24 protein-coding genes and 1 tRNA gene are annotated in these 25,505 nt (G+C 33.9%); 14 read left to right on the top strand and 11 right to left on the bottom strand.

Features of this window, described 5'->3' with window-relative positions:
* The first annotated feature begins 2 nt into the window (after window positions 1-2).
* From PHF25_01540 to nadB, 4 genes are read left to right on the top strand one after another with little or no spacing between them, the layout of a single operon-like run.
* A complete protein-coding gene (locus tag PHF25_01540) occupies window positions 3-3,077 on the top strand; it encodes an efflux RND transporter permease subunit (protein ID MDD4526702.1) in 3,075 nt (1,024 codons plus the stop codon).
* Window positions 3,078-3,130: 53 nt separating this feature from the next.
* Entirely contained in the window at window positions 3,131-4,069 is a 939-nt protein-coding gene (locus tag PHF25_01535) for a sugar ABC transporter substrate-binding protein (GenBank protein ID MDD4526701.1), read from the top strand.
* 2 nt (window positions 4,070-4,071) lie between these two features.
* Window positions 4,072-5,361: a hypothetical protein gene (locus PHF25_01530; GenBank protein MDD4526700.1), complete on the top strand. Its 1,290-nt coding sequence runs from the start codon at window positions 4,072-4,074 to the stop codon at window positions 5,359-5,361.
* A 46-nt stretch (window positions 5,362-5,407) separates the two neighbouring features.
* Window positions 5,408-6,976, top strand: coding sequence for an L-aspartate oxidase (gene nadB / locus PHF25_01525; protein MDD4526699.1), 1,569 nt, complete (start codon window positions 5,408-5,410; stop codon window positions 6,974-6,976).
* Here the strand turns inward: nadB and PHF25_01520 are convergent.
* Both PHF25_01520 and PHF25_01515 read right to left on the bottom strand, forming a co-directional pair.
* A complete protein-coding gene (locus PHF25_01520; GenBank protein ID MDD4526698.1) occupies window positions 6,951-8,831 on the bottom strand; it encodes an ATP-binding protein in 1,881 nt (626 codons plus the stop codon). The genes nadB and PHF25_01520 overlap by 26 nt on opposite strands.
* Window positions 8,824-10,839, bottom strand: a complete 2,016-nt coding sequence (locus PHF25_01515) for a HAMP domain-containing sensor histidine kinase (protein ID MDD4526697.1) — start codon at window positions 10,837-10,839, stop codon at window positions 8,824-8,826. Before PHF25_01515 ends, PHF25_01520 begins: the two co-directional genes overlap by 8 nt.
* Window positions 10,840-10,992: 153 nt before the next feature.
* On the opposite strand from PHF25_01515, the gene PHF25_01510 reads away from it, so the two are divergent.
* Window positions 10,993-11,068: transfer RNA gene (locus tag PHF25_01510), tRNA-Asn, on the top strand.
* A gap of 146 nt (window positions 11,069-11,214) precedes the next feature.
* On the opposite strand, the gene PHF25_01505 is transcribed toward PHF25_01510, so the two are convergent.
* Together PHF25_01505 and PHF25_01500 are read right to left on the bottom strand one after the other, a co-directional pair.
* A complete protein-coding gene (locus tag PHF25_01505; protein ID MDD4526696.1) occupies window positions 11,215-11,997 on the bottom strand; it encodes a DUF3078 domain-containing protein in 783 nt (260 codons plus the stop codon).
* A gap of 100 nt (window positions 11,998-12,097) precedes the next feature.
* A complete protein-coding gene (locus tag PHF25_01500) occupies window positions 12,098-12,514 on the bottom strand; it encodes a peptide chain release factor-like protein (GenBank protein MDD4526695.1) in 417 nt (138 codons plus the stop codon).
* Window positions 12,515-12,581: 67 nt separating this feature from the next.
* Between PHF25_01500 and PHF25_01495 the strand changes: the two genes are divergently transcribed.
* Both PHF25_01495 and PHF25_01490 read left to right on the top strand, forming a co-directional pair.
* A complete protein-coding gene (locus PHF25_01495) occupies window positions 12,582-13,226 on the top strand; it encodes a carboxymuconolactone decarboxylase family protein (GenBank protein MDD4526694.1) in 645 nt (214 codons plus the stop codon).
* A 141-nt stretch (window positions 13,227-13,367) separates the two neighbouring features.
* Window positions 13,368-13,643, top strand: coding sequence for a hypothetical protein (locus PHF25_01490; GenBank protein MDD4526693.1), 276 nt, complete (start codon window positions 13,368-13,370; stop codon window positions 13,641-13,643).
* Window position 13,644: 1 nt separating this feature from the next.
* On the opposite strand, the gene PHF25_01485 is transcribed toward PHF25_01490, so the two are convergent.
* Genes PHF25_01485 through PHF25_01475 form a run of 3 tightly spaced genes read right to left on the bottom strand, consistent with a single transcriptional unit; the run spans window position 13,645 to window position 15,241 of the window.
* Window positions 13,645-14,097: a pyrimidine dimer DNA glycosylase/endonuclease V gene (locus tag PHF25_01485; GenBank protein ID MDD4526692.1), complete on the bottom strand. Its 453-nt coding sequence runs from the start codon at window positions 14,095-14,097 to the stop codon at window positions 13,645-13,647.
* A gap of 2 nt (window positions 14,098-14,099) precedes the next feature.
* A complete protein-coding gene (locus PHF25_01480) occupies window positions 14,100-14,462 on the bottom strand; it encodes a DUF2141 domain-containing protein (protein ID MDD4526691.1) in 363 nt (120 codons plus the stop codon).
* A gap of 17 nt (window positions 14,463-14,479) precedes the next feature.
* Window positions 14,480-15,241 (bottom strand): tryptophan-rich sensory protein, encoded by a 762-nt coding sequence (locus PHF25_01475; protein ID MDD4526690.1) that lies wholly within the window; start codon window positions 15,239-15,241, stop codon window positions 14,480-14,482.
* Window positions 15,242-15,418: 177 nt separating this feature from the next.
* On the opposite strand from PHF25_01475, the gene cls reads away from it, so the two are divergent.
* From cls to PHF25_01460, 3 genes are all read left to right on the top strand, one after another.
* Window positions 15,419-16,837 (top strand): cardiolipin synthase, encoded by a 1,419-nt coding sequence (gene cls / locus PHF25_01470; GenBank protein ID MDD4526689.1) that lies wholly within the window; start codon window positions 15,419-15,421, stop codon window positions 16,835-16,837.
* Window positions 16,838-17,051: 214 nt separating this feature from the next.
* Window positions 17,052-17,327: an RNA-binding protein gene (locus PHF25_01465; protein ID MDD4526688.1), complete on the top strand. Its 276-nt coding sequence runs from the start codon at window positions 17,052-17,054 to the stop codon at window positions 17,325-17,327.
* A gap of 132 nt (window positions 17,328-17,459) precedes the next feature.
* Window positions 17,460-18,824 carry a citrate/2-methylcitrate synthase gene (locus tag PHF25_01460; GenBank protein MDD4526687.1) on the top strand — a complete coding sequence of 455 codons (1,365 nt, stop codon included), beginning with the start codon at window positions 17,460-17,462 and terminating at the stop codon, window positions 18,822-18,824.
* Window positions 18,825-18,949: 125 nt separating this feature from the next.
* Here the strand turns inward: PHF25_01460 and PHF25_01455 are convergent, their stop codons facing one another.
* On the bottom strand, window positions 18,950-19,582 hold the full coding sequence (locus PHF25_01455; protein ID MDD4526686.1) for an HAD family phosphatase: 633 nt from the start codon (window positions 19,580-19,582) through the stop codon (window positions 18,950-18,952).
* Window positions 19,579-20,577 carry a 23S rRNA (adenine(2503)-C(2))-methyltransferase RlmN gene (rlmN, locus tag PHF25_01450; protein ID MDD4526685.1) on the bottom strand — a complete coding sequence of 333 codons (999 nt, stop codon included), beginning with the start codon at window positions 20,575-20,577 and terminating at the stop codon, window positions 19,579-19,581. Before rlmN ends, PHF25_01455 begins: the two co-directional genes overlap by 4 nt.
* A gap of 103 nt (window positions 20,578-20,680) precedes the next feature.
* On the opposite strand from rlmN, the gene PHF25_01445 reads away from it, so the two are divergent.
* Window positions 20,681-21,262: a DUF5698 domain-containing protein gene (locus PHF25_01445; GenBank protein ID MDD4526684.1), complete on the top strand. Its 582-nt coding sequence runs from the start codon at window positions 20,681-20,683 to the stop codon at window positions 21,260-21,262.
* Window positions 21,263-21,300: 38 nt separating this feature from the next.
* Here PHF25_01445 and PHF25_01440 read toward each other — a convergent pair whose 3' ends face one another.
* Window positions 21,301-21,912, bottom strand: a complete 612-nt coding sequence (locus PHF25_01440; protein MDD4526683.1) for a YkgJ family cysteine cluster protein — start codon at window positions 21,910-21,912, stop codon at window positions 21,301-21,303.
* 266 nt (window positions 21,913-22,178) lie between these two features.
* Here PHF25_01440 and PHF25_01435 point away from each other — a divergent pair, with 266 nt between their 5' ends.
* Entirely contained in the window at window positions 22,179-22,421 is a 243-nt protein-coding gene (locus PHF25_01435; GenBank protein ID MDD4526682.1) for an RNA-binding protein, read from the top strand.
* Between the two features lie 141 nt (window positions 22,422-22,562).
* On the top strand, window positions 22,563-24,011 hold the full coding sequence (locus PHF25_01430; GenBank protein ID MDD4526681.1) for a sodium transporter: 1,449 nt from the start codon (window positions 22,563-22,565) through the stop codon (window positions 24,009-24,011).
* Window positions 24,012-24,032: 21 nt separating this feature from the next.
* On the opposite strand, the gene PHF25_01425 is transcribed toward PHF25_01430, so the two are convergent.
* Complete coding sequence (locus PHF25_01425; GenBank protein ID MDD4526680.1) at window positions 24,033-24,389, bottom strand: hypothetical protein; 357 nt, start codon at window positions 24,387-24,389, stop codon at window positions 24,033-24,035.
* A gap of 130 nt (window positions 24,390-24,519) precedes the next feature.
* Between PHF25_01425 and PHF25_01420 the strand changes: the two genes are divergently transcribed.
* On the top strand, window positions 24,520-25,386 hold the full coding sequence (locus tag PHF25_01420; protein MDD4526679.1) for a cation diffusion facilitator family transporter: 867 nt from the start codon (window positions 24,520-24,522) through the stop codon (window positions 25,384-25,386).
* Window positions 25,387-25,505 lie beyond the last annotated feature (119 nt).

The following is a 25,505-nucleotide window of genomic DNA, read 5'->3' as shown; positions in this document are numbered from 1 at the left end:
ACATGAAATACCTTATAGACTTTTTTCTACAAAGAAAACTACTTGTACACTTATTAGTTATCATCATTTTTTTAGCTGGATTACTCACTGTTTTTACTATCCAAAAAGAAGGCATCCCCAATATAGACATTAACCAACTTGTCATAACAACTATCTATCCAGGCTCAGCCCCATCTGACGTCGAACTTAATGTCACAATGATAATTGAAGATGCACTGGAAGAAATAGAGGGCATAGAAAGCATTTCCTCCATTAGCCAAGAAGGTCTTTCTCAAGTCATTGTGGCCATAGACAGCAATATAAGTGAACGAGATGCTTATGATGTTAAAAGAGACATAGAGAAAACAGTAGACAGAGTTAGTGATCTACCAAAAGATATCCTCAAGCGCCCAAGTATTTTAGAAATCAAAACTAGTATGTTCCCTATTATTGAAATAAACCTACAAGGCGATAACGAAGACGTACTGCGCAAAATGGCAGATAAGCTAGAGCTTAAACTAAAAAGAACGCCTGGTGTAAGCAAAATCAGCAAAGTTGGATACAGGGACAAGGAATTAAGGGTTGAGGTGGATCCTACTAAACTAAAATCAACAGAAACATCAATAACTGAACTATTAGGCGTAATCAACGCAAACAATGTAAGACTTTCTGGAGGAACATTAGAAACTAAACCTAAAGAAAAAAGTGTCATCACGGTAAAAGAACTAAAAACTACTAATGATATAAAAAACATTATTATTAGGTCAAATTTTTCTGGTAATAACTTAAAAATAAAAGATGTTGCCAATGTTGTTAAGGATTACAAAAAGCAAGATTTATATGTGCGAAGCAACAACAATGACTCTATTGCTTTATGTATCCACAAAAAAGAAAGTGCGGATATTCTCAAAACTATCAAAAGAATAAAAAAGGTTTTAGACGAAACAAATTGGGAAGAAGGAACTTCCTATTCACTTAGTAACGACATGTCTCAATATACAAAAAATAGACTTCAAATGGTTATCTCCAACGGCTTAATGGGGATGGTTATGGTCTTTGCTTTGCTTTGGATATTCCTAGATTTCAAAACTGCAGTTTGGACATCTTTTGGTATCCCCTTCTCCTTTTTACTAGCTTTTCTGTTTTTCAAAAAAGTTGGTCTCACCATCAATGCGCTTAGCCTAGGAGGATTAATTCTTGTTCTAGGAATGTTGGTTGATGATGCCATTATAGTTGCTGAGAATATCCACAAAGCTAAAGAAGAAGGCAAGAAAACGATAAAAGACATGGTGGACGCTGTCTATGATATTGCCTTTCCTGTTAGTTTTTCTACAATTACAACTATTGTTGCCTTTCTTCCGCTTATTTTCTTGCCAGGAATCATGGGTAAATTTATTTACGCAATACCAGCGGTGGTGATTCTAGTGCTATCAGCATCCTTATTTGAATCTTTATTTGTTCTCCCAAGTTATCTTAGTGATAACGAAAATAAACAAGAAAAAATTGTCAGCAAGAAGAAATTCATGATTTTCTTAGAAAAAGTTTATAGAAAATTATTAATCAAAGTTCTTGATAATAAATATAAATTCCTCTTCCTCATCTTTTTAATGTTTGTTGGATCTATCTGGTACGCCAAAACATACATTCCGTTTTATTTCGCAGAGAAAAATGGAGCCACCGAATTCACAGTTAGATTCCAAGCACCGATTGGAACTCCTTTAGAAAAAACACTAGAAATGGTTAATCCTATTGAAAAAATAATTGCCTCTCTGCCTCAACAAGAACTGGACTCTTCCTCTGGAAGAGTTGGTTATGACTCCTCTATTTATTGGTCTAATCTTGGAACAGACCCACATCGTGCAATTTTATACGTTTATTTAACACCTTTGAACCAAAGAAATAGAACAGCACAAGAAATAATAGTTCAATTACAAAAAGACATCAAACCATACATCGGAGGATTTGAAAAAGTCATTATAGAAACACAATCCCGTGGACCCCAATCGGGAAAACCTATCTCTATTCAGCTCCTAGCAAACGATAAAGAGCAAAGGAATTTAGCTGCTAACGAACTCTTATTGTTTATAAAAAATATTGATGGAACAACAGAAATAGAAGACGATGTCGAAGACGGCAAGGAAGAACTAAGACTAAACATAGATAATGCAAAAATAAGTATGTTAGTCTTAGATATTTACAGCGTTGCCTCAACCCTAAGAACTGCTTTTTCTGGCACAACAATCACCTCGATTAGAGAAGGCAATGATGATGTAAACCTTATCGTTAAACTAGCACCAGAGTTTAGAAAAGACAGCAACGACCTGCTAGATTTGCCTGTTCCAAACAGAGAAGGCAAGCTAATCCGTATTAAAAACTTTGCAACGCTAATACCTCAAAACAGTGTTCCAAGCATAGCTCGTTATGACAGATTAGGATCAATCAAAATTCAAGGAGATACAATTAAAGGGAAAACAACTCCATTAGAAGTTATGACAACAGTGAAAAAATTCACCGACACTACCCTCGCTGAAAAATATCCAAGTGTGACCTTTGAATTCAAAGGTGAAGGAAAAGCAACCATGGATTCTTTCGTGGACATCGGTAAACTCTTCCTAATTGCGATAATAAGCATTTATTTCATTCTAATACTTGGGTTTGGTTCTGTAGTTGAACCGTTACTAGTAATGACAGCCATTCCCTTAAGTTTAATCCCTGTGATTCTTGCTTTTGCTTTACATGGAAAACCTTTAACATTCCAAGCATTAGTTGGGTTTGTAGGACTAGCAGGTGTTGTTGTTAATGATTCGCTTGTAATGGTTAGCCAAATCAAAAAAATAAGTAAAAAAACAAATGAAGCTTGCATGGACTGCATTGTCGAAGGCGCCGTCAGTCGACTACGACCGATTATATTAACAACAGTTACTACTGTTGCGGGGGTAATACCGATGATTTATGGTTGGGGAGGCTATGATGAATATCTAATGCCTATGGCAATGTCCCTTGGATATGGATTACTTGGAGCTTCACTATTAACTTTATTTGTAGTACCTTGCTTTGTTGCAATAGTAGAAAACTTTAAAGCTAAAAAGAAAAAATAGTTTTGCGTTAACTTTGATATTTGTGACTCTTTAGAGTTATGATATATAACATAATGGTTAAAAAGATTATTTTTTCTTTTATCTTAGCCATAAGCGTAATAACCTATGCTGCATGCATAGAAAATATTCCTCATAAAGTAATTTATATTGGTTATTCTCTAGAAAAACCTTTCTGGGAAGAACTGGGAGAAAAAATTCAAAATTATTCCCAATTACACGGAATAGACATTATAGATTTAACGCCCCCCTTCCTGCCCTTTGATCAAGAACAAACACAGTTAATGGAATTTGCCTTAGAAAACAAAGTGTGTGCATTAATACTTGGGCTTGGCTCACCATTTAATCAAAAAAAACTAGTAGCTATTCTTGATAAATTTAAAACAGCAAAAATACCAGTAGTATTAATTGATAGTAACTTTAATCATCCCGCTGTTGCAGCCTTTATTACCTCTGACAACCTTTTTGGTGCAAGAATGGCAGGTAAGTTTATTGCCGAAAAACTTAAAAACACCACTAATCCAAAAGTATTAATACTCGGAGGCGAAAAACAACACCCCAATTCTCAACTTAGAATACAAGGATTTACTGAAATTTGTGAACAAGAAAATATAAAATACCAGGTTGTCTATGCTGACTGGCTAACTGAAAAAGCCTATAACCTCAGCAAACAATTTCTAACCGTTGACTCCAACTTCAACGCCGTCTTTAGTTGCTGGGACCCAGGCATTATTGTCTCAGAAGCTTTTTATAGAACTTTAAAATCTAGTAATCATCTTTTTTTCTTAGGCTTTGATGGACTTCCCCAAACACTTAGTTTAATAAAAACTGGTAGAATCGAGGGAACGATTGCTCAAGACTCTAACCAAATGGCAGAAAAAACCATTTTAATAACAAAACAAATTTTATCCCAAGCCTCCTATCAAAAAGAAACTCTTATCAAGCCTATCTTAATCAATAAACAATATTTAGACTCTTTAAAAGCAAGAAAATAATCATGAATAAAAACAAGAAAAAAAAACTAATAAGCACCTTACAAAGCAAAATAATTGTTACTACTTTTTTAATGCAAATTATTGTTTCTTCTCTAGCTGGACTGTTCTTATTTTATAATTCCAAAACCATCCTCATAGAAAACTTAAAACAAGAATCAATTAATTTAATATTTCCATTTCAAATCGCAGCTCTTGATAAACTAGAAAATATTAAAGAAATCAATGATCAAAAAACATACCTCAATATAATTTTTGATTTACAAGGGGAAATCCTCTTCACAACCTTAAAAAAAAGGATGCAAAACCTAAACGAAGTTTATGTTTACACTGACAGACAAACTATTCACAGTGTCGACAAGGAACCACTTTTAATTTTTCCTAGACTTCAAAAAGCACTTCATCAAAAAACACCCTCTATCTTTTTTTCCAACAAATTTTTATACGTTAACATTCCAATCCAACTAAATGATACTCCTATTGGAGGCATAATACTTGAATATACAAAAAATAAAATCAATAACGAAAAAAGAAAAGCCTTTTTTGTTAGCATAGCCATGGCCCTTATTACCTTCTTTTTAAGTTTATGTTTAATCAAATTGTTCGCCTCAATAATTACAAAACCTCTACAAAAATTAGTTAATGATTTAGACGAAATAATTAAAAGTGGAGATATAACAGAACCATTATATGAATGTTCAAAGTTAAAAAACTCCGAGTTTGAACCACTTATAAATGGTTATATGCAAATGAAAGAAACAGCTGCACAACAAATAAACACACTAAATAATGAAATTAACAAAAGAAAAATAGCAGAAAAAGAATGTTCTTTGACACAAAAAAATCTTCTTGAAACTATAGATGAAAAATCAGAGGCAATCAAAGAAATCAATATTCTATTAAAAGACGAGTATAGTAGAAGAATAAAGTCAGAAAAAACTACCAAAGCTTATAATGGGATTTTAGATAGCCTACTTCAAGCAGAGTACTGTGATGGGGTTCTAGTTTTAAGTCAAAATGGCGACGTCATTAAATCTAACACTAGGTTAAGCATTGATTGGGATTTACCTGAAACCGTAATTAATGATGATACTGAAGACCAATTAATTAAATATTTTTCTATCCAAATTGTTAACAGCAAGGGATTTCTAACCAAATATAAAAAATGCACAGATACTAATTGCAATATTGGTTTATTTGAACTAAAAGATGGGAGAAAAGTTAATATCCATTTTTCACCTTTAATGCAAGAACTAAAAGTTGTTGGAAAAATACTCACTTTTCATTTTTCATAAAACTATATTTATCGCCTTAAAATAATAATTGGACTATAATAATCCTATGAAAAATGCACAAACTACTGATGTCCTAATCATAGGAGGTGGAATAGCAGGATTAACTGCTGCAATCGACTTAAATAGCTCTCTCCAAGTAACCATCGTCACCAAAGGGCAAATGAACAACACAAACTCTTTTTACGCACAAGGAGGGGTGGCTGTAGCCTTACAAGAACCTTCCGATATTCCAGTACACAAAAATGACACAATGCTCACCGGCTGTGAACTTTCAGACGAAGATGCTGTCAATATGTTAGTGACAGAAGGGCCTACCAGAGTCTGGGATTTAATTAACCATGGTGTAAAGTTTGACCGAACGCACGACAACGAATTTGAATTTCTAAAAGAAGCTGCTCACAGTAGCAGAAGAATTATGCATGTTAGAGACACCACCGGTTTTAGCATACAATCAACACTCTCTAACGAAGCACTCAATAGACCGAACATCACCCTCATCGAAAATTTATTCCTTCAAAACTTACTGGTCCAAAACAACCATTGTTATGGTGCAAAGTTTATCAACATAAAAACAAAAAAAGAATTGTACCTCTCATCAAAGTGCACAATTCTTGCAACAGGTGGAGCTGGCGCAGTTTTTGATAAAACAACAAATTGGGAAGGCAGTACGGGCGACGGACTAGCTGCTGCCTATCTTGCTGGCGCAGAGATCAGAGACATGGAGTTCTATCAATTTCACCCAACAGCAATTCTTCTTGAAAAAGGTAAAATTAAAAATTTTTTGATTTCTGAATCTGTCAGAGGAGAAGGTGCAATTATTTTTAATGAAGACAACAAGCGCTTCCTGTTTGATTATGATAAAAGAGGTGAATTAGCCCCAAGAGATATTGTAGCAAGAGCTATTTACACCCAACTCCAAAATAACAAAAAAGTATTCCTGGATATGCGGCCTATCCCCAATATTCCTGATAAATTTCCGGTAATCTATTCTAGTTGCCTCGAAGCGGGAATAGATTTAACCAAAGAGCCAATTGCTGTCATTCCTGCTGCCCATTATATGATAGGTGGCATCAAAACAGACACGAAGGCTCACACCTCGATAACAAATCTCTACGCTTGTGGAGAAGTAGCCTCAACTGGAGTTCATGGAGCGAATAGGTTAGCGAGCAATTCATTACTTGAGTGTATGGTTTTTGGACACAAAGCAGCAGAAGACATAAATAAGAAAATCAAAACAATGCCACTAACAATTAATACAGAGGAAACCAAAGCAGTAACTAAAACAAATAATATAACAAAAGACGAACTACTGAACATGAAAAAAACTATTCAAAAAGAAATGTATGCTAAAGTCGGGATTAAAAGGAACAAGCAAGAGCTAATGAAATTAAAAAATATCCTTAATGATTTGTACAATAAAGCAATTACTTTAACCTCCAAAGAAATAGTTCTTCTTAGTGAAACTAAAAATATGTTAATTACTGCCAAACTTATAACGGAAAATGCTTTAAAAAGAGAAGAAAGCAGAGGCACTCATTATAGAGAAGATTTTCCTAAAACCAATCCATTATTGGATCATCAACATATTCTTATCGAGCAACCGGAAGTTCAATAAAAAAGGTTGACCCCTTGTCTTGTCCGCTCTCTACCCATATTTTCCCATCGTGAACCTGAATAAAATTCTTTGCTAAGGCAAGCCCCAAGCCTAACCCGCTCTTATAACCTGAAACTTTCTTCTGGTCATACTGAAAAAAAGTATCAAATATTCTTATCTGCTCACTTTCTGGTATTCCAACCCCTGTATCCTTAATAATTGTTATAATTTTTTTCTTAGCAACATGAAAAGAGACAGTAATTTCTCCCTCGTTTGTATAATCAATTGCATTCTTAATAATGTTTAAAAATGCCTTTTGTATTTTCAACTTATCTGCTTGAATAGAGGGGATAATAGCTCCTTCATCAATGCTCATTTTAATTCCTTTAGACTCGACTATTGGCAAAAAACTTTCCATTATTTCCGTTATTAGGGATCTAAGGTTAAACTCTTCATACATAAGGCTAGCCTTACTAGAGCTTATTTTTGTAAACTCTAAAAGATTAGAAATTAACCTATGCAAATGCTCGCCCTCTTTAACTATAATATCAACGAAATCTTTCTGATCACTATTAAGCTGACCTCTTCTCTCTGAAGACAAAGTTTCCGCAAAGCCAATAATCGTTGTTAATGGAGTCTTTAATTCATGCGAGATTGTTTTTAGAAATCCTGTTTTTAACCTTTCCACTTCTATCTCTTTGGAAACATCCCTAATCAAAGTAATAATCCCAATAATATTATCTTTGGAGTCAATAGAAAGGGTAGAAATGTATTGAATGTGTCGCTCTTCACCGTCAAGATTTACAACAATATCTTTACTTATCTTTCTAACCTTTTTAAGAACCAACCCATTCATGTCTTTTATATATTCATTGTCCTGTATTATTCCTTTGATGGATGAACCTATCTGTTTATCTTTGATGCCTAAGATTCTATTGGCACTATCATTAACCAACAGAATGTTGCCCATTACATTGCTCACGATAATACCTTCGTCTATATTGCGGATTATTGCGTTTAATTTCTCTTTTTCCTGATGAAGCATGTAGTTAGTCTGAAATAATTCCTTATTGCTATTAAACAAATCCTGAGTACGTTCTTGAATTCTGCTTTCCAACTCTTTATTGAGCTTTTGCACCTCGTTATTGCTAACTCGAAGAGCTTTGATTATTTCAAAGAAAATATAAATTTCCACAAATATGTTGGCTAAAATGATCAGCAAATTATAAACAACTAAATATTTGATATACCTTGGTTGTAATAGTGTCATCAAGTGTAACCCATTTGCAAAAAACAAATTAGTACAGGCCAAAGAAAGAAAAATATTAGACTTAAGTTTGCTTAAAATAAGCATAAACCCAACGCTAATAATAAAAAACAACTCAATTGCTACAAGTAGCCAGCCTTTGTTAATAAACAAAACATAAGCTTTTGTCCAGCTCGGATTAAGCGCAATAGCGATTAAAAAGACTGTCACCAAAACAAAAATAGTGACAAAAAAAGCTAAAACTCTTTTAAATCTTCCATCACGAATATATTCTGGAATAATAAGCGCTAAGGGCAATATTATATGACCTAAAAGGTATCCAAGCTGAATAACAATACTAAATATTGGCAACCAAAAGGCGGAAGTATGGTAGCTATACTTTGCTAATCTAAGGAATATAAAAAAAAGACAAGAAACAAATAAAACAATAAAATTACTAATAAAAACCACTTTAAATCTAAGCTTCATGTTGTGGCTAGCGGGAAGCTTAACTATGCTTATATAAGCAGAAAACAATATGATCACTGAAAACAATATAATGACGAACTGTTGGTACAGTTGCCCTAATGAAATGCTTTCTAAAGATAAATATGTAAATAAATTAACCATTATTCGGCAGCGTTATTGTAAATTTTGTTCCTTTGTTTATCTGACTATCAACACTTATAGTTCCATTATGTAGGTTAATTATATTTTTTACAATAGACAGCCCCAGGCCAAGCCCTGCGTCTGCTTCTTGGTAAGTATATAATTGAGCAAATCGTTCAAACAATAAAGGTATCTTGTCTGCGGGTATTCCTTCTCCATTATCTTCTACAACAATTATTGTATCAGAAGCCAATTTGACGGCTTCCATTTTAACAACAACATTTTCTCCAGACTTAACTGCATTACCAATCAGGTTAGAGAGCACTTGCTTTATTCTTTGGTAGTCAGCAACGATAGTAAGATCGTTAGGTGTAACTTTAAATTTAAAATCGGTTTCATTTTGAACAAACAAAGGATAAAAAGACTGTTGTACTTCAACAAACAAATCATTTAAAACAAAAGTTTCTTTATCCAATTCTATTTTACGCTGTTGCATCTTGATGATTGTACTAAGGTCATCGAGCATCTTTTTTAGATCCCCAGCACTTTTGTTAGCAAACTCTAAATATTTTTTCTGCTTCTCATGCAATTTATCTTTATTTGAACCATGTAATAAAAGATCAATGAACCCAATAACGCTGGATAAAGGGTTCTTCAGATCGTGTGATATCATATGGAAAAAATCATTTTTAAAATTCTCAACTATCTTCTCGTTAGTGTTATTCCTGATGAGTAAAATAACAAAAGTTTCATCAAGATGCTCATTAGTAACAATTGTTGTTCTAACCACAAAATGCTTTTTTTTATCTGCTACTTCATATATTAATTCTATGTCTAATCCTTTATGTAAGGCAAATGTTCTTGCAACGATTGCGGCTATTTCTTTTACGGCTACCTTGTCTTCCCAAACATCTTCCATATTACTACCGAAAATATTTTTATCGTCTTTTATTAAAAAGTCTCTCTTTGCTTCTTGATTGAACTGAATGACGTAATTATTTTTATCTACAACAACTATCCCCTCTGCGACATTTTCTATAATCATCTGTGTTTTTAAGTTTGCAGCTATTAGGTCGTCTGTAATCTCTCTTAGTTCAGCTGTGCGTCTATTAACCTTCTCCTCAAGTGACTGGCTATATTGTTTACCCTGTTTATACTGAGCTCTCATTTTAGAAATAAGTTGGTTTAAAAATATTTTCAATCTATCAATCTCATCATCTTCTTTTCGAAGGAAAACAGAGCACTCAAAACAAGGAGCTAGCATTGGGTTTGAAACATTATTTTTCTGGTTTTCGAAATACCTATCCCAACAATTATTATTATCATCCTTATAGCTTTCACATTCCTGATTGTTACATTTTTTATAAAGCCAACATTTCTTTTTCTTAATCTTGATATTTTTCATTAAATCAGGACTTAAATGACTGTTTTCATTAATAAATCTAGAAATCTCCATAATGGGATTAACTATTTGTTTGCTTAACAGTTCTGATATAAAAATGACTAACACAAAAGAGACAAGAAAAAAAACAAGTAAAGAAAGTTTTACGCTATCCTCAATTTCAGTTAATAAACCCCAAAAGCTTGGTTTATCAAACACTCCGCCAAGAACACCAATCAACATTCCACTAATCTCAAGCCTCATAATAGTTACATGTTGACTGCCCTCTTTAATAAAATCTAAATCTTTTTCACAATCTTTATCACAGAACAAAAAATAACTGCTGGGGTCTACAATGCTTCCAGGATCATATTTGGCTACAAGTTCTTTTTTATTGTCTATTAAAAAGAAAGCTTTCAAATGATTGCTTTCCTTACCCAAGAGCATCATTTTATATTCCAGCTGATTTTTATTTTTTGATAATACTTCGCTTGCATTCTCATAAGCGAATTTTCTTACTAAATTTTTATGAGTTCCTATCATTCTGTAATTGCTCATATACGCAATTATAAAAACAGAAATTATAGCTGTAGCTATTATGGTTATTGAAAAAAACAGAGGCACCTTATATCTAATACTTAACTTCATCGTTCCCACTTCCCAACAGGATGTATTTTTATTTTACAACAGACAGTTACAATGACAAAGGCTTATGAGCATATTTTTCTTTCAACAACAAAAATATGCTCATTTCAACTTATTGACGATACTTAATTTATATAGTTAAATATTGCACAGTGTTCCCTGGTAGCTCAGCTGGTAGAGCAATTGGCTGTTAACCAATGGGTCTGTGGTTCGAATCCGCACCGGGGAGCCAAATTAAAAAAACGCATTACTATAAGCTTTTTAATTTTCTTTCTCCTAATTCTTTTCTCTTATCCTTTGAAGTCACTTAGATGAAGCTTTTTATTGTAAACTAGCCACATTAGACTTACTTTCAATAAACTAAATAGAAATTTGTTTTTATATCAAAGAAAATAAATATTGCAACGCAAACGTTTGCTTTAATTGAACTATTGAAGATACGTCTTTGTTATATTTCAAATTAATGTTGAATATCCAGTTCAAATCTGAAGTTAATTTTCCCTTTACATCATTATCCCAATAAACATCAATCTGATCTACTGACTTCAATTGTGAAAATAGCTGTAAAGTAGTGGCATAAGATACTGTTTCAGTCAGTTTATGAGCAAATTCTGTCACAAACTCAACACCAAATTCAGACTTACTAGACGTCAAGGAGGTTTTATTGGCAATTGTTTGTTTTAACGCAACCCCAACTCGTGTAGTAATAGCATTTAATAGCAAGGTTTCATACCCTAAACTTTCCGTTAAATACAAAGGATCAAAGGCAAAAGAAACCAATGCCGGCGTAAGCCCACTATAATCTTTGCCTTCAGAAATTTGAGACAACAAATTGAAAGCGGCATAAACGTTACTTTTTTTCCATGAATATACAGAAATGAAACGCAATTCGTCGCTGGATTTTCTGATTTCTTCCGATCCTTGACGACTCTGGCCATAATTGACCTTTAAGCTATTTTTCCAATTAGTTTCAGGTTTGATTTGATCGTGACTTCCCAGAAAACCTAACTGCCAAATCCAAGTATTTTCACCACCATCTTTCCAATTGTCATAAGCAGTCTGCGAAAGATTAAACCTAACATCTGCTTTTGTTTGCCAACTCGAATCAGCGTACAAAAAACTTCCCAATATTATTACCATAGACAAAAATACATGCCTCATATAACTAAACTCCTTATAATGTTTTCAATAAGGATGCCCCAACTGAAGATAAAAAGCAAGAAAGAATGTTTCAAGGATTATGCTTTAAAAGCACTACAAGTTAATCATCATTAGTTATTTTTCTATTTTGTTTCTTTTCAGATGTTTTGCGTTTGAATAAAAGAACCTTCTCTTTAGCTTTTCTAGATCTACGGTTTTTTTGTCGTCTTATTTTTTCTATATCTTGTTGTTTTTTAGATTCTTTACCTAAGATTTTTTTTTCAATTACATCACATAATATTCTGCGTGCTAAAAATCGATTAATTGCCCGCGAACGCTCTTCCCCACACTTCACCTCTTCGCCAGTTGGGAGATATTTAAGATAAACAGTAGAAGCTGTTTTGTTGACTTTTTGACCTCCGCTTCCCGAGCCTAAGATGAACTTCTCAACAAGATCTTGTTCTTTAATGCCTAAAGTTTCCATTCTTAATTTTAATTTATTCAGTTTTGTTATACTTATAATAGTTTGTTCTGGCATAATACTAATTATAGAGTAGTATTAGATTCTAATAAAATAAATTTAAATAAAAAGGAAGAGCAAGTACATGAAAAAGAATCTCACATTGTCAGAAGCAGTAGTTCATAAAAATGAATTTAAGCGAAAGTTCAGTTTATTGGAAATGTATCGTTCTTTTGTTTTTGCTCCAAGAGCTATAGCAAAATTAATTAAGAACAATAAAAGCAAATTAGTTAATAAGCATTTTATAGAACGGTTACAACTAGCTGTAACCGAAGTAAATGGTTGCGCAGCTTGTTCCTATCAGCATACAAAAATGGCGTTACAACAAGGCATGAGCAATGAAGAAATAAGTAGTTTTCTAAGCGGAGCTGATAATTTTATTAAGCCTGAAGAAGCAAAAGCCATAATGTTTGCCCAACACTTTGCTGATTCAAGAGGCTTTCCCAAAAAATATTCTTATGATTCTATTGTGAAGGAATACGGGGAAGAAACAGCACAAATTATTCTTTCAGCAGCCCAAATAATGATTGCTGGAAATATCTATGGAATACCCTTTAGCGCATTTCTGTCCCGACTGCATGGGAAAACATACAAAGACAGCTCCTTGTTTTACGAAATGGGAATGTTAATTCTGGGTATTTTGTTTTTACCAATTGCTATCCTGCATGGATTGCTTCGAGGGTTGATTGGATTATCAAATAAAAGATTTGATGCAAGCACAGATAATTAGAAGAATTATAAAAAAGAAGTCTTTTGGATCACAACATTACCCACGCCTGCACATATGTTAATTTAAATTAATAGTATTAATATTTTTATTGTCATTCTTTTGCTATACTTATTAAATAAATAATCAGGAGTTTAATAAAACATGCAATTAACAGATATCCCTACCCAATCCGAGCGAATCAAAGACATCTTGGCATCTTACTCAAGAGTTGATAATGTCCAAACTTATTGCAAACTAGTCGATGCTTCTGAAGTAGATAAATTGTCTTTCCAACGTCTCTTTACTGGACCGCAGTATAGAGGAATTAAGCTAGACGCCAAAGTTATCAAAAAACACATCCAAGCAGTTGAGAACAGTGGGTCTGGTTGGTTAAAATATGACAAAATAAAAGGTTTTTATTTACTAGACTATATTTAAATTAAACTTCGGGAATTGCTGCTAAAAAAGCTTTTTCCCAAAAAGCTTTTGGACCATGGCAAACATCAAACATAGAATTTGGTTCAACTTCCTTAACAAATAAAAGAGAACTATGTTTTTCAGGAGAACGTTTTTTGAGCTTTTCACATAACCAATTAAACTCTATTTTTAATTGCCCATCTGTGATTGGCAACCGAGTTAGTTTATTACATAGAAATATCTTTGATTTATCAAAAGAATAGCCTCGTGTTTTGGCTTCGTCCCAGATGGTTTGTAGATAAGAACCTATTGCTTCTAATGAATTGTCGGCTTCCTTAAAACGGATAAGCTGAGGATGGTTTTTGTATCCTTTTGTTTCACCTTGCAACACTTTTTGTGCTAACAAAGCCTCCCGCCATAAAGCCACTAAGCCAATTGAATCTAAATATGAAGGATGAATACTCCAAAGTCTCATTATTAAAACTTTATAGTTAAATCTTTTATGTCTGAAGTAACGCTAAACTTAAAATCATTAAAATCAGGTGGGCCAAAAACTATTTTATCTAAATTATAAACCTTTGCTGGCTCAGAAGGACCAAAAAGACCAAAGCTTAACTTCCCGTTCCTGTCTTTATCTTCAATAACAACTATCCCATAATCTCCGGTAGGAACTTCGAACTTAAAGGTCTTTCCTACTATTTCTGTTGGGACAACTAACTGCCTGAAAGGCGTATTCTTTGCCCAGCTTTCCAAATTATAAAGATTAACAACTACTGGATGTTTTCCAGATAATCTAATTATATCTCCAGAAATGTTTACACCAAAAGATAAAGATAGCAAAAATAAAAAAATATGTTTTATGATTTTTTAAATAACCTCAAGACTGTTAATAGCATTAAAACAAAAACAACTACCATTGATAATTCTGTGGTAATAACTATTTGATTATAAACTGGAACTGTTGCTAATCTTTTAATAACAATCCCCCAATATGCCCACAAGACAACCAGAGAAAAAACTATATCCTTTTCTCTTAATAAGAAAACTATAGTTAAACCCAAAACAACTATAATCATAAATAAAGTCCAAAATACCTCGCTAAAACCAAACCTATTCCATCCTATATTCACCAAAAAAGCAGAAAAATTGGCAACAGTAGCTAAGGATATCCAGCCAAGATACAAGCTTGTAGCTGACTTTACAAGAAAGACACCCTTACTGTTATTAAGTTTTTTGACTGATGAATACATCGCAGATAAGGTAATAAGAAGCAAAATCATTATTATTAAGGAAATAAATACAAACTTATAATGCCAGGCCAAAATCCAGCAGCCGTTCAACAAATTACTAATACTAAACAGAATTGAGATATTCATAAATCCCTTTTCTTCTGAAAGTTTTAGCTTATATAAACCATAGATAAACAATATAAGCGCTATATAAATTAATCCCCAAATTGAAAAAGTAATTCCTGCTGGAACGAATAAATTAGGGTACATATCAGAAAGTTGACCAGTGTTATAACCATTAATTGGCAAAATATTGGCTAAGGCATTGAGCGTTAGCATAAACAAAAAGGTGAGAACGCTTAAAGCCATCAACATTGTTTTATTTTTCATAATACTATCCTCCCAGAACTTTTTTTTAATTATAAAGCTAATAACTAAAATATTCCAATATTCCTCTCTAAAAATTATAAAACTTAATAAATTAAATTTATCTTCTTTTTATTCAAAAATCCCAAATAATAATCCTTCATTTTCATTATGTTATATAATCTGGTATATAATAAGAATATGCTTGCAAGATTAATAATTTTTATTCACATTACCTTGGCGATTTTCGCAATCAGCCATGTTATTTTAAACAAAAGGAGTGCCAGCTCTGCTCTAAACTGGATTTTGTTTATTTTTATCTATCCTTTCTTTGGAATTGTGGCTTATTTTTTATTTGGTATTAATAGAGTAAAGAAAAAAGTTTTAAAAAATACCCTAAAAACTAAACAACTTCGATTACCAAACCAAGAAGAATGCCCTTTCGCAAATAAAAATGTACCTATAACTAAAAAACATTTACAACAAATAGAAAAAATTGTAGACAAAATAATATTCACTCCATTATTACCCGGAAACGCTATTAGTTTATATAAAAATGGAGATGAAGCGTATCCAGCGATTCTTACAGCAATGGGACAAGCTAAACACTCCATAAACCTCTGTTCTTACATTTTTGATGGCCATGAAACTTGCCACCCTTTTCTCCAAGCACTCATTCAAGCGAAGAAAAGAGGCGTTATAGTCAATGTTTTTATTGATGGTGTAGGGGCCTTCTATTCCTTACCTAGTATGTTTAAGCTCTTGAAAAAGAACAATATTCGCGTCCATTTATTTAATCCGACCCTTCTCCCCTGGAAAACACAGTATTTAAACCTAAGAAATCATAAAAAAATTATTGTTATTGACGGGAAAATAGGTTTTACCGGAGGAATGAACCTCAGTCGTTTTTCTATACAAGCAAATAATCCTAAAAACCCCATTCAAGATATTCACTTTAAAATTGAGGGGCCTGTCGTTAGACATTTACAAGAAACCTTTGTGCTCGACTGGGCATATATAACAAATGAGGAGCTAACCACTCCCGAATGGTTTCCCACCATCAAGGCCGCAGGAAATATCCCAGCCAGAGGCATTAGCGATGGTCCAGACGATGGTTCTGACCAATTAAGAGATACTATTCTAGGAGCTATCAGCTGTTCAAGGTCATCAATCACTATTCAGTCCCCCTATTTTCTCCCTGACAGTACGCTCATTTCTGCGCTTAAAAGTGCTTCAAGACGTGGCGTGAAAATAACAATTATGATACCAGAAAAAAATAATTTTCGCTTGGTACAATGGGCCGCTATGGCTCAAATGTGGCAAATACTAAATTGGAGTGAAGTTTATTTAGGAGCCGCTCCCTTTGATCACAGCAAATTTATGGTGGTAGATGATTTCTGGTGTTTTATTGGTTCTGCTAATTGGGATCAGCGTAGCTTAAGGCTAAATTATGAATTTAATCTAGAATGCTATTCAACCAAACTCGCTAAAGAGCTAAATGCTACTTTTCAAGAAAAAAAGCTTATTGCTAAAAAAATAGACTTATCTTTTGTTGATAGTCGCCACTTACTAATCAAACTTCGAGATGGCTTAGCACGTCTTGGCAAACCATTATTATAAATTAATAGATTAAATAAAAAAATAATACTAGCCAAGATAAAAAAAAGGATATACAATAACCCAAAATAGTACTTAGAATAATAGAATTAGTTATAGATATTTTTTACATGGTTCTTGTGATTGTTAAAATTTTCCCCCTAATTATTTCTCTTAAAATTTACCGCACTCTGTGCGTAGTCTAAAGTCTGTTAATTATTAAGAAAGGAGAAAAAATATGCAAAATAAACTATACGTAGGAAATCTACCATTTTCAGCAACTAATGATTCTATCACAGAATTATTTTCAGAAGCTGGCAAGGTAGTATCTGCTAATGTAATCATGGATAGAGAAACAAATCGTTCAAAAGGATTTGGATTTGTTGAAATGAGTTCAGAAGAAGAAGCTAACGCTGTAATCAAATCATTTAATGGTAAAGATTTAGGCGGAAGAGACTTAAAGGTATCTTTAGCTAAACCTAAAGAAGAACGCCCAACAAACAACCGTTGGTAATTTAGCTTGGAGGGGCAACATTGTGATGATGTTGCCCCTCTGATTTTTTCACATAAAACAACTTATACAGAATTAATTTACAAAATCTATATGTTATAATAATCTAACAAATAAACAATTAAGGTAGGCCTAATGGAAAAAACTAATGAAGAAAAGTTAACAAAAAAAGAACAGCTCCTTACAAATTGGAGCGAAATAGCTACTAAAAAAAGTCTAGTAAAATCAGAACTATATACTAAATATGATGTCAAAAGAGGTCTTCGTGACGTCAACGGAAAAGGCGTATTAGCTGGACTTACCCAAATAGGCGAAGTACATGCTTACAATGCAGACGGTTCATCTGCTCACGGAAAACTCATTTATAGAGGAATAGAAATACAAGACTTAGTGAACGGCTTTTCTGCAAGCGAACATTTTGGGTTTGAAGAAACGTGCTATTTATTGCTTTTTGGAGATTTGCCAAACAAAAAAGAATTAAAAAGCTTTGAAGACATGCTAGTTGAATCTAGAAAACTATCCAAAAGATTTGTTCATGATGGTATCTTAAAAATGCCAAGTAGCGACGTTATGAATGCTATGGCAAGAGCAGTTTTAGGTTTATATACTTTCGATAAAGACCCTGACAATATTTCCATCAAAAATATTTTAGAGCAATGCATAAAGCTTATTGCCACCTTCCCTCTACTCGCTGTTTATTCCTATAGGGCTTACATCCATCAGTTTGAAGGAAAAAGTTTAGTCATTCACCATCCCAAACCTGAGCTTTCTACTGCAGAAAACATTCTGTATATGTTACGCAGTGATAGCAAATACACTGATTTAGAAGCAAAGCTCCTAGATATATCATTAGTACTTCATGCTGAACATGGTGGCGGCAACAACTCTACGTTTGCGACTCATTTACTTTCTTCTAGTGGCACAGACACCTACTCAACTATAGCTGGAGCGCTTGGTTCCTTAAAAGGACCCCGTCATGGTGGAGCCAACATTAAAGCAGTACATATGTTTGATGAAATCAAAAAAGAAATAAAAGATTGGGAAAATGACGAAGAAGTTAAAAGCTATATCTTGAAATTACTTAACAAGGAAGCCTTTGATAATTCTGGATTAATCTACGGAATTGGACATGCTGTTTATTCACTTTCAGACCCAAGAGCAATCATTCTTAGAGACTACGCTAAAAAGCTTGCCGAAGAAAAAGGCCTGCTTGATGAATTTAATCTTCATGTAAAAATAGAAACTCTTGCACCTGAAATAATTGGAGAAAAAAGAAAAATCTACAAAGGTGTAAGCGCTAACGTAGACTTCTTTTCAGGTTTTGTTTATAAAATGTTAGGTATCCCAGAAGAATTATACACTCCACTTTTTGCGATAGCTCGTATTGCAGGATGGTCTGCACACCGTATAGAAGAAATGGCCAACGGTGGCAAAATTATTCGTCCAGCCTATAAAGGCATTGCAGAACCACGGAGCTATATTCCAATAGATAAACGTTAAGCAAAGGTTTGCTCCCTCAGTCACCTTCGGTGACAGCTCCCTCCATTAGGGAGTCTTAAAGAGACAAGGATTAATCTGAACTCTTGCTACTCAATAACCTTATCTGACAAATCAGCGGACTAAGGTTACTTTTCAAAATACTCCAACACCTCGCCCCAATCTCTAGCCACAAACCCTTTATAGTCAGGAAAACTTCTCTCTTTTGGATTATACAATATTGGATAAGTAACTTCTTTTAACATTGCCAAATCATTACCACCATCACCAATAGCCAACGAAACTGGATTATTCATTTCAGCTAATATTTTCCTTACAACATCGCCCTTATCATAGTAGTTAATGTTTATCAGAATTTCACCAGTTAATCTTCCGTCGTGAACAATCAAATCGTTGGAAATATGCCCAGTCAATCCAAGCCTAGCAACAATATCTCTGGCAACATGCGACAAACTGTTGGTTACAAGATAAACGTCTACACCGGTTACCCTTAATTTGTTTAATAGCCTCTCTGCTTCTGGAACAACTTTAAACTCAGCGACAGCCTCTAGCACTACAGCTTCTGACAAACCTTTCCAAGCTGCTACATCCAAACAAGCAAACTCTTTAAAATTGATTTGTTTATTAAGATACTTTTCTAGATAAACTCTGCCATGGCTTTCCCAAGTGCCATTTTTCTTATGAATAGTTTCCCAAATAGTGTCGCCATGATGAAGCGTTCCATCTATATCAAAAAAAGCAACATTTAAGCCATCAATCACTTTTTGCCAGACAACATCCCACAAGCTGCATTGATGTCGCCCCCTTCACTTCTTCGCTTAGTTACATTAACTTTCGCTTTTTCTAGCTTTTCTAAAAACCTGTCCATATTATTGGAAACTTTATATCCAGAAGAGGTCGGATTGTAAGGAATCAGGTTGATATGAAAATCTGTTCCTTTAACTAAGCTTACCAATTGCTCAATATCCATGTCGGTATCGTTAACACCTTGCAGTAACACATACTCCAAAGTTATTCGACGGCTAGTTGCCTCACGATATTCCACAAGTACAGCAAGAAGCTCTCTTAATTTGTATTTCTCACTAATTGGCATCAACTTAGTTCTTAAAGCATTGTTCGCTGCATGTAAAGATACTGCCAAATTCAATTTAACGCCCTTTTCTATCATCTTTTTTATTCCTGGAATAATGCCCGCTGTGGATAATGTAAATCTTCGCATTCCAATATTCGCACCATTTTCATCATTAAGGATATTGGTAGCTTTTAAAACATTGTCCAAATTAAGTAATGGTTCGCCCATTCCCATATAAACAACTCGTTCAACATCATATCCTTCCTGACGCGCCACTAAATACTGCAAAATTATCTCTGCCGAAGTTAAGTCTCGCTTAAACCCACCCTTGCCTGTCTCACAAAAATCACACTTAAGCGCACAACCAATTTGTGTTGAAACACATAAGGTATTCCCTTTGTTGCTAGGGATAACAACGCATTCTATAACAAACCCATCATGCGTATTAATTAAAAATTTGACGGTAGAAATTCCTGTCTTCTTCTTATAGTCCAAAAGTATTGGCTCAAATACTTCTTGTAGCTTCTTAGCATCAGCAAAAGAAATAGAAGTCATTTTCACAAAGTCAAAGACAGCTTTCTTATAAATCCACTCAAACACTTGCTTAGCTTTATAGCCCAGAAACTCGTTTTTGGTGAACTCTTTCTGAAGTTCTTTCAATCCAAAGTCTAATATATTTATCATATAACTATTATAGCTCATTAGCCCCTTAAACATCTAAACAAATACGCAAACGAGCTACTCAACGTGCTATACTTTAATAAACACTAGAAGGGAAAACCACTACATGCAGATACCTTGGGATATTGTAATCATCGCTTTTTTAATATTCTGTTCAAGAATAATCGATGTTACCATTGGAACTATCCGAATAATTTATATTTCTAGAGGACAAAAGGCTATCACTGCTTTGCTCGGGTTTTTCGAAGCGTTACTTTGGCTTGTTGTTATTAGCCAAGTCATTCAAAATCTCACCAATGTAGTGTACTACTTTGCTTATGCTGGTGGTTTCGCAGTTGGCAACTTTATGGGAGTACTCTTAGTTGAAAAGTTTGCAGAAAATATTGTACTAATTAGAATAATTGCTACAAAAAAAGTAAAAGAACTCATTGCTGCTTTAAAAGATTGCCAGGTTGGAATAACCGAGGTTCAAGGTCAAGGCATAGACCAAGAAGTTAGTATTATCTTTACTGTAATCAACAAAGTTCATGAAAAAAGAGTAATCAAAATTATCCAAGACATAAACCCAAAGGCTTTTTACACTATAGAAGGCGTTCATACTGTTAACAAGGGGTTCTTTCCACATAGAAGGGATTCATTATCCGAAAGCTACATTGCCTTATTAAACAAAAGAAAATTATTTAAATAATCTCAGACTGTTGTTATCCTAGTGTTATTTATTAAAAACTAACTCGCCTTTATGCTAGGTGTTTGCTTTGTCCCTCTTGGCTTGTGAAAAGAATTCAATAATCCGTACTCAAGCATTGCTTCCATGATTGCTTGATTAATTGGAAACCTTTTAAAGGCACGACTGTAATCGATGTCGGCCAATTGAAGATAATATGCTGACATCAAATATTCTTGTTCTGTATCTTCAAACAAAACATTAGCCAAATTATATTTTTCTTTAATTGCTTTACACGTAAGTACATCCTGACCACCAGCCTTGTTCTTGCGCAAAGAAAATCCAAACAATCTACATATTAGACCACGCATTTTATATGCTGAACAAAACCCTTTGGTTGAATCAATCCCGTCATGAACGTAAAAGACACAAGGACTTAAACTATCAATATCCTTTAATTTCTCTAGCAATTCAAGCGCACCGCCATTCTTCCAAATATCTTCTGCTAAGGGCAAAAACTCTAAACTAGAAGCTTCTACGCTATCATTCGAGCAGCATTTCCCGCAGCCAGCAAAACAATCTAGCTTGTATGTTTTTTTAAACTTTAAACTTGCCTTTTCTGCGTTGTTTAACAAGTTTTTTATCTTGGTTAATTTCTTCCTAAATTGATTCATGAAAACTCCTAAAAATTCCAGCAATGGAGTTTAATCCACTAATTCAACTATTTCAAGAAATTCTATTACTATCTTTAATGTATTTTTTGAATAGAATATTGCATCCTAAAAAATATCAGTATATAATTTAAAAAGATATAAGTATGAGCAAGTTTTGTCTTGATTGCACTTATAAATTTAGGTTTGGAGTAAATGGTTAAGTTAAGCATCAAAAACACACAAACAATTCCCAAAACTAATCGATATCAAAAGGAAAAGGAGAAAAAATGGATATATACGTAGGAAATTTAAAATATGAAGTAAGAGAAAACGATTTACAAGAAATGTTCTCAGAATTCGGAGAAGTAAGCAAAGTTAAAATCGTTAAAGATAGAGACACAGATCGTTCCAAAGGTTTCGGTTTCGTAACGATGGATGACACAGCAGAAGCGACAGCAGCTATCACAGCATTAAATGGTAAAGATTTAAATGGAAGAGCAATTACAGTTAACGCAGCTCGCCCTAAATAAAAAACATTTAACTTATTTGATTAAACAAAAAAGCCTCACTATCGTGGGGCTTTTTTTATACTATTATTTTTTGACTCTCGACAGTTCTATAAAATAAATGATACATTTTATTTATTAACGCTTGAAAGGATAACTTAAATTATGATTAATGCAATTTTCTTAACTATTTTTGTTTTGGTAATTATCTCAATAGGCATCTGGAGCATGAAAAAAATATCTTCTGTTAACGATTTCTTCTTAGGCTCCAGAACAATTGGGGCTTGGCTCTCTGGAATCGCTTATGGAACTACTTATTTCTCTGCCGTATTGTTCATTGGTTTCGCTGGAAAACTCGGATGGGGTTTTGGCATCAATGTTTTATGGATTGCACTTGGAAACGTTGTTATTGGCTGCTATCTTTCCTGGAAAGTTTTAGGAAAAAGAACCAGAAGAATGACTAACAACCTCAACGCACTAACTATGCCAGAGTTCTTTAATCAAAGATACTTAAGCCCTGCCTTAAAAATTTTCTCATCGCTCATTATTTTCATTTTCTTACTTCCCTATTCTGCCTCCGTCTTTAAAGGTTTGGGCCATCTTTTTGAAATAAGCTTCAATATTCCTTATGATCTTGCCCTATTTTCAATGATTCTCTTAACCGGAGTATATTTAGTACTAGGAGGCTATTTTGCTATAGCCATTAATGATCTTGTAATGGGCGTCATTATGTTCTTTGGCTCCATCCTAATGGTAATAACTCTTAGCAATCACGCTGGAGGACTAATGCCCTCTATTAGTACAATTATCACCAATTACAGCGCTCACATTCCTGTAGGAAAACAAGCAGGTTGGCTTACGCTTGCCTCACTAGTTTTCATGACCTCTTTTGGAACATGGGGACTACCACAAATGATTCAAAAGTTTTATGCAATAAAAGATGAGTCCCTTATCAACAAAGCAGCCATCATTACCACTGTCTTTGCAACAGTTATAGTCTTTGCTGCTTATTTCATTGGTTCTATGACGCATGTCTTTTTTACCTCGGTACCAATAGTGGAAGGTCAACCAGTATTTGATTTATTTATCCCAACTATGCTTAATCAATATTTACCACCATATTTTATGGCAGTGATTTTAATACTAATTATCTCGGCCTCAATGTCTACTTTATCCTCTCTTGTTCTTGTCTCTGCGTCTGCTCTTGTTATGGACTTTTACAATGGAACCATCAACAAAAAAGCGTCTCAAAAACAACTACTTATTCTGATGAGAGTTTTGAGTGGAATTTTTATCATATGCTCTTGGGTTATTGCTAGGTTCCAGTTTAGCGTTATTGTTACCTTAATGTCTTTATCTTGGGGTGTTGTTGCTGGTTCCTTTATGGCTCCCTATGTCTATGGATTGTTTTGGAAAAAAACAACCAAATTAGCCAGCTGGGCAGGAATGATTAGTGGTTTTCTAACTGCAATCATTCTCTTTTACGCTCTTCCAGCATCACAGTCACCATTGTCTGCCAGCATCGCAATGATTGTTCCGTTTTTCGTAATACCAATAGTTAGTCTTCTTACCAAACCATTGCCGAAAGAAACTATAGAAATAGCGTTTAAATAAAATATTCTAAAGAAACTATTTTTACTCTGAAGCTGTACTAAAAGATGGTCGATTTGCATCAGACCCAGCTGATGCCGTATTTGCCTCAGTTGCCTGGACTTTATTCTTAGCCGCCATAAACTCTGCTTTAGAAACGAAATTTTTATTTGATTCCACCTTCATTAAGTCTGGTAAGGAGTCATTGCCTTCTATACTTTTTAAATTAACAGAGACGCTTAAATCAACCGCTACAACTTCTTCTTCTGTAGAAGTTTCCTCCATGGACTTAATTTTTAACTGATCATCTTTTTTGGTACTCAAAGATTCGGTTTTCAAAACCCCTAAATCAGAAGAAACCTCACTTGAGTTTATATTTTGAATCCCTTGTATTTCCACCATAACAAATCCCCCTTTTGCGAAGCTTATATTAATATAACGTAATATCCCTTAGTTTTCTTGCATAAACATTTAATTAAAATTAATCTCCAGCCCATAAAATTCTATTGCCATGTATGTTACAATCTTATAGATGTCCAAAGAGCAAACAGCTATCAAAACAGCCTATTTTAGTATCCTAGGAAATACCTGCTTAGCTATTATCAAGTGGTTCGCTGGTTTTTTTGGTAATTCCTACGCAATAAAAGCTGACGCGATTGAATCTACTTCGGATATTTTCTCATCTATTTTTGTACTGTTCGGCATTAAATACTCAAGCAAGCCTGCTGACAGAAATTATCCTTATGGCTACGGAAAAGCAGAATCACTTATTACTTTCTTAATAGTTGCCTTTCTAGCTGTATCAGCCTCCATCATTACCTATCAAAGCATTCAAAACTTACAGCAACCGCATGCCTCACCAGAAGCCTGGACTCTCTATGTGCTTGGGGCTATAATCCTTTGGAAAGAAGGTTGCTATAGATTCGTATTACTTAAAAGTAAAAAAATCAACAGCTCTGCATTAAAAGCTGACGCCTGGCATCACAGAAGCGATGCGATTACCTCTATAGCTGCATTTATTGGGATTTCTGTTGCTCTACTATTTGGAAAAGGATTTGAGTATGCAGACGATTGGGCAGCTCTTTTTGCAGCAGCGTTTATCTTCTACAATTGTTTTCTGCTTCTAAAAACAGCACTAGCAGAAATTATGGATGAACATTTATATGACGATTTAATAATTTCTATTAAAAAAGTAGCTTCAAATGTTGATGGCATTATTGCTATTGAAAAATGTCTTATTCGCAAATCTGGGATGAACTATTTAGTGGACATGCATGCCACTTTGGACGCAAACCTAACAATCAGAAAAGGCCATGCCATCTCTCATGCACTTAAAGATAAACTAAAGCAAGAAATCCCTGAATTAATTAGCATTCTAATTCATATTGAACCTAATTAATAATAAGAGAAATAAAAAGTAGTAAAAATAACACCAGCAATTGCAGACATTATTATTACCTAAATTACTTATGAATATTTCACCATCAAAGAAATTATTATTTTCATAGTAGCGACTTT

Source organism: Candidatus Margulisiibacteriota bacterium (genome assembly GCA_028706105.1).
Lineage (GTDB): Bacteria > Margulisbacteria > Riflemargulisbacteria > GWF2-35-9 > DYQY01 > DYQY01.
Note: the sequence above shows the minus strand (reverse complement) of the source record. Positions and strands in the feature narration are given on the sequence as shown.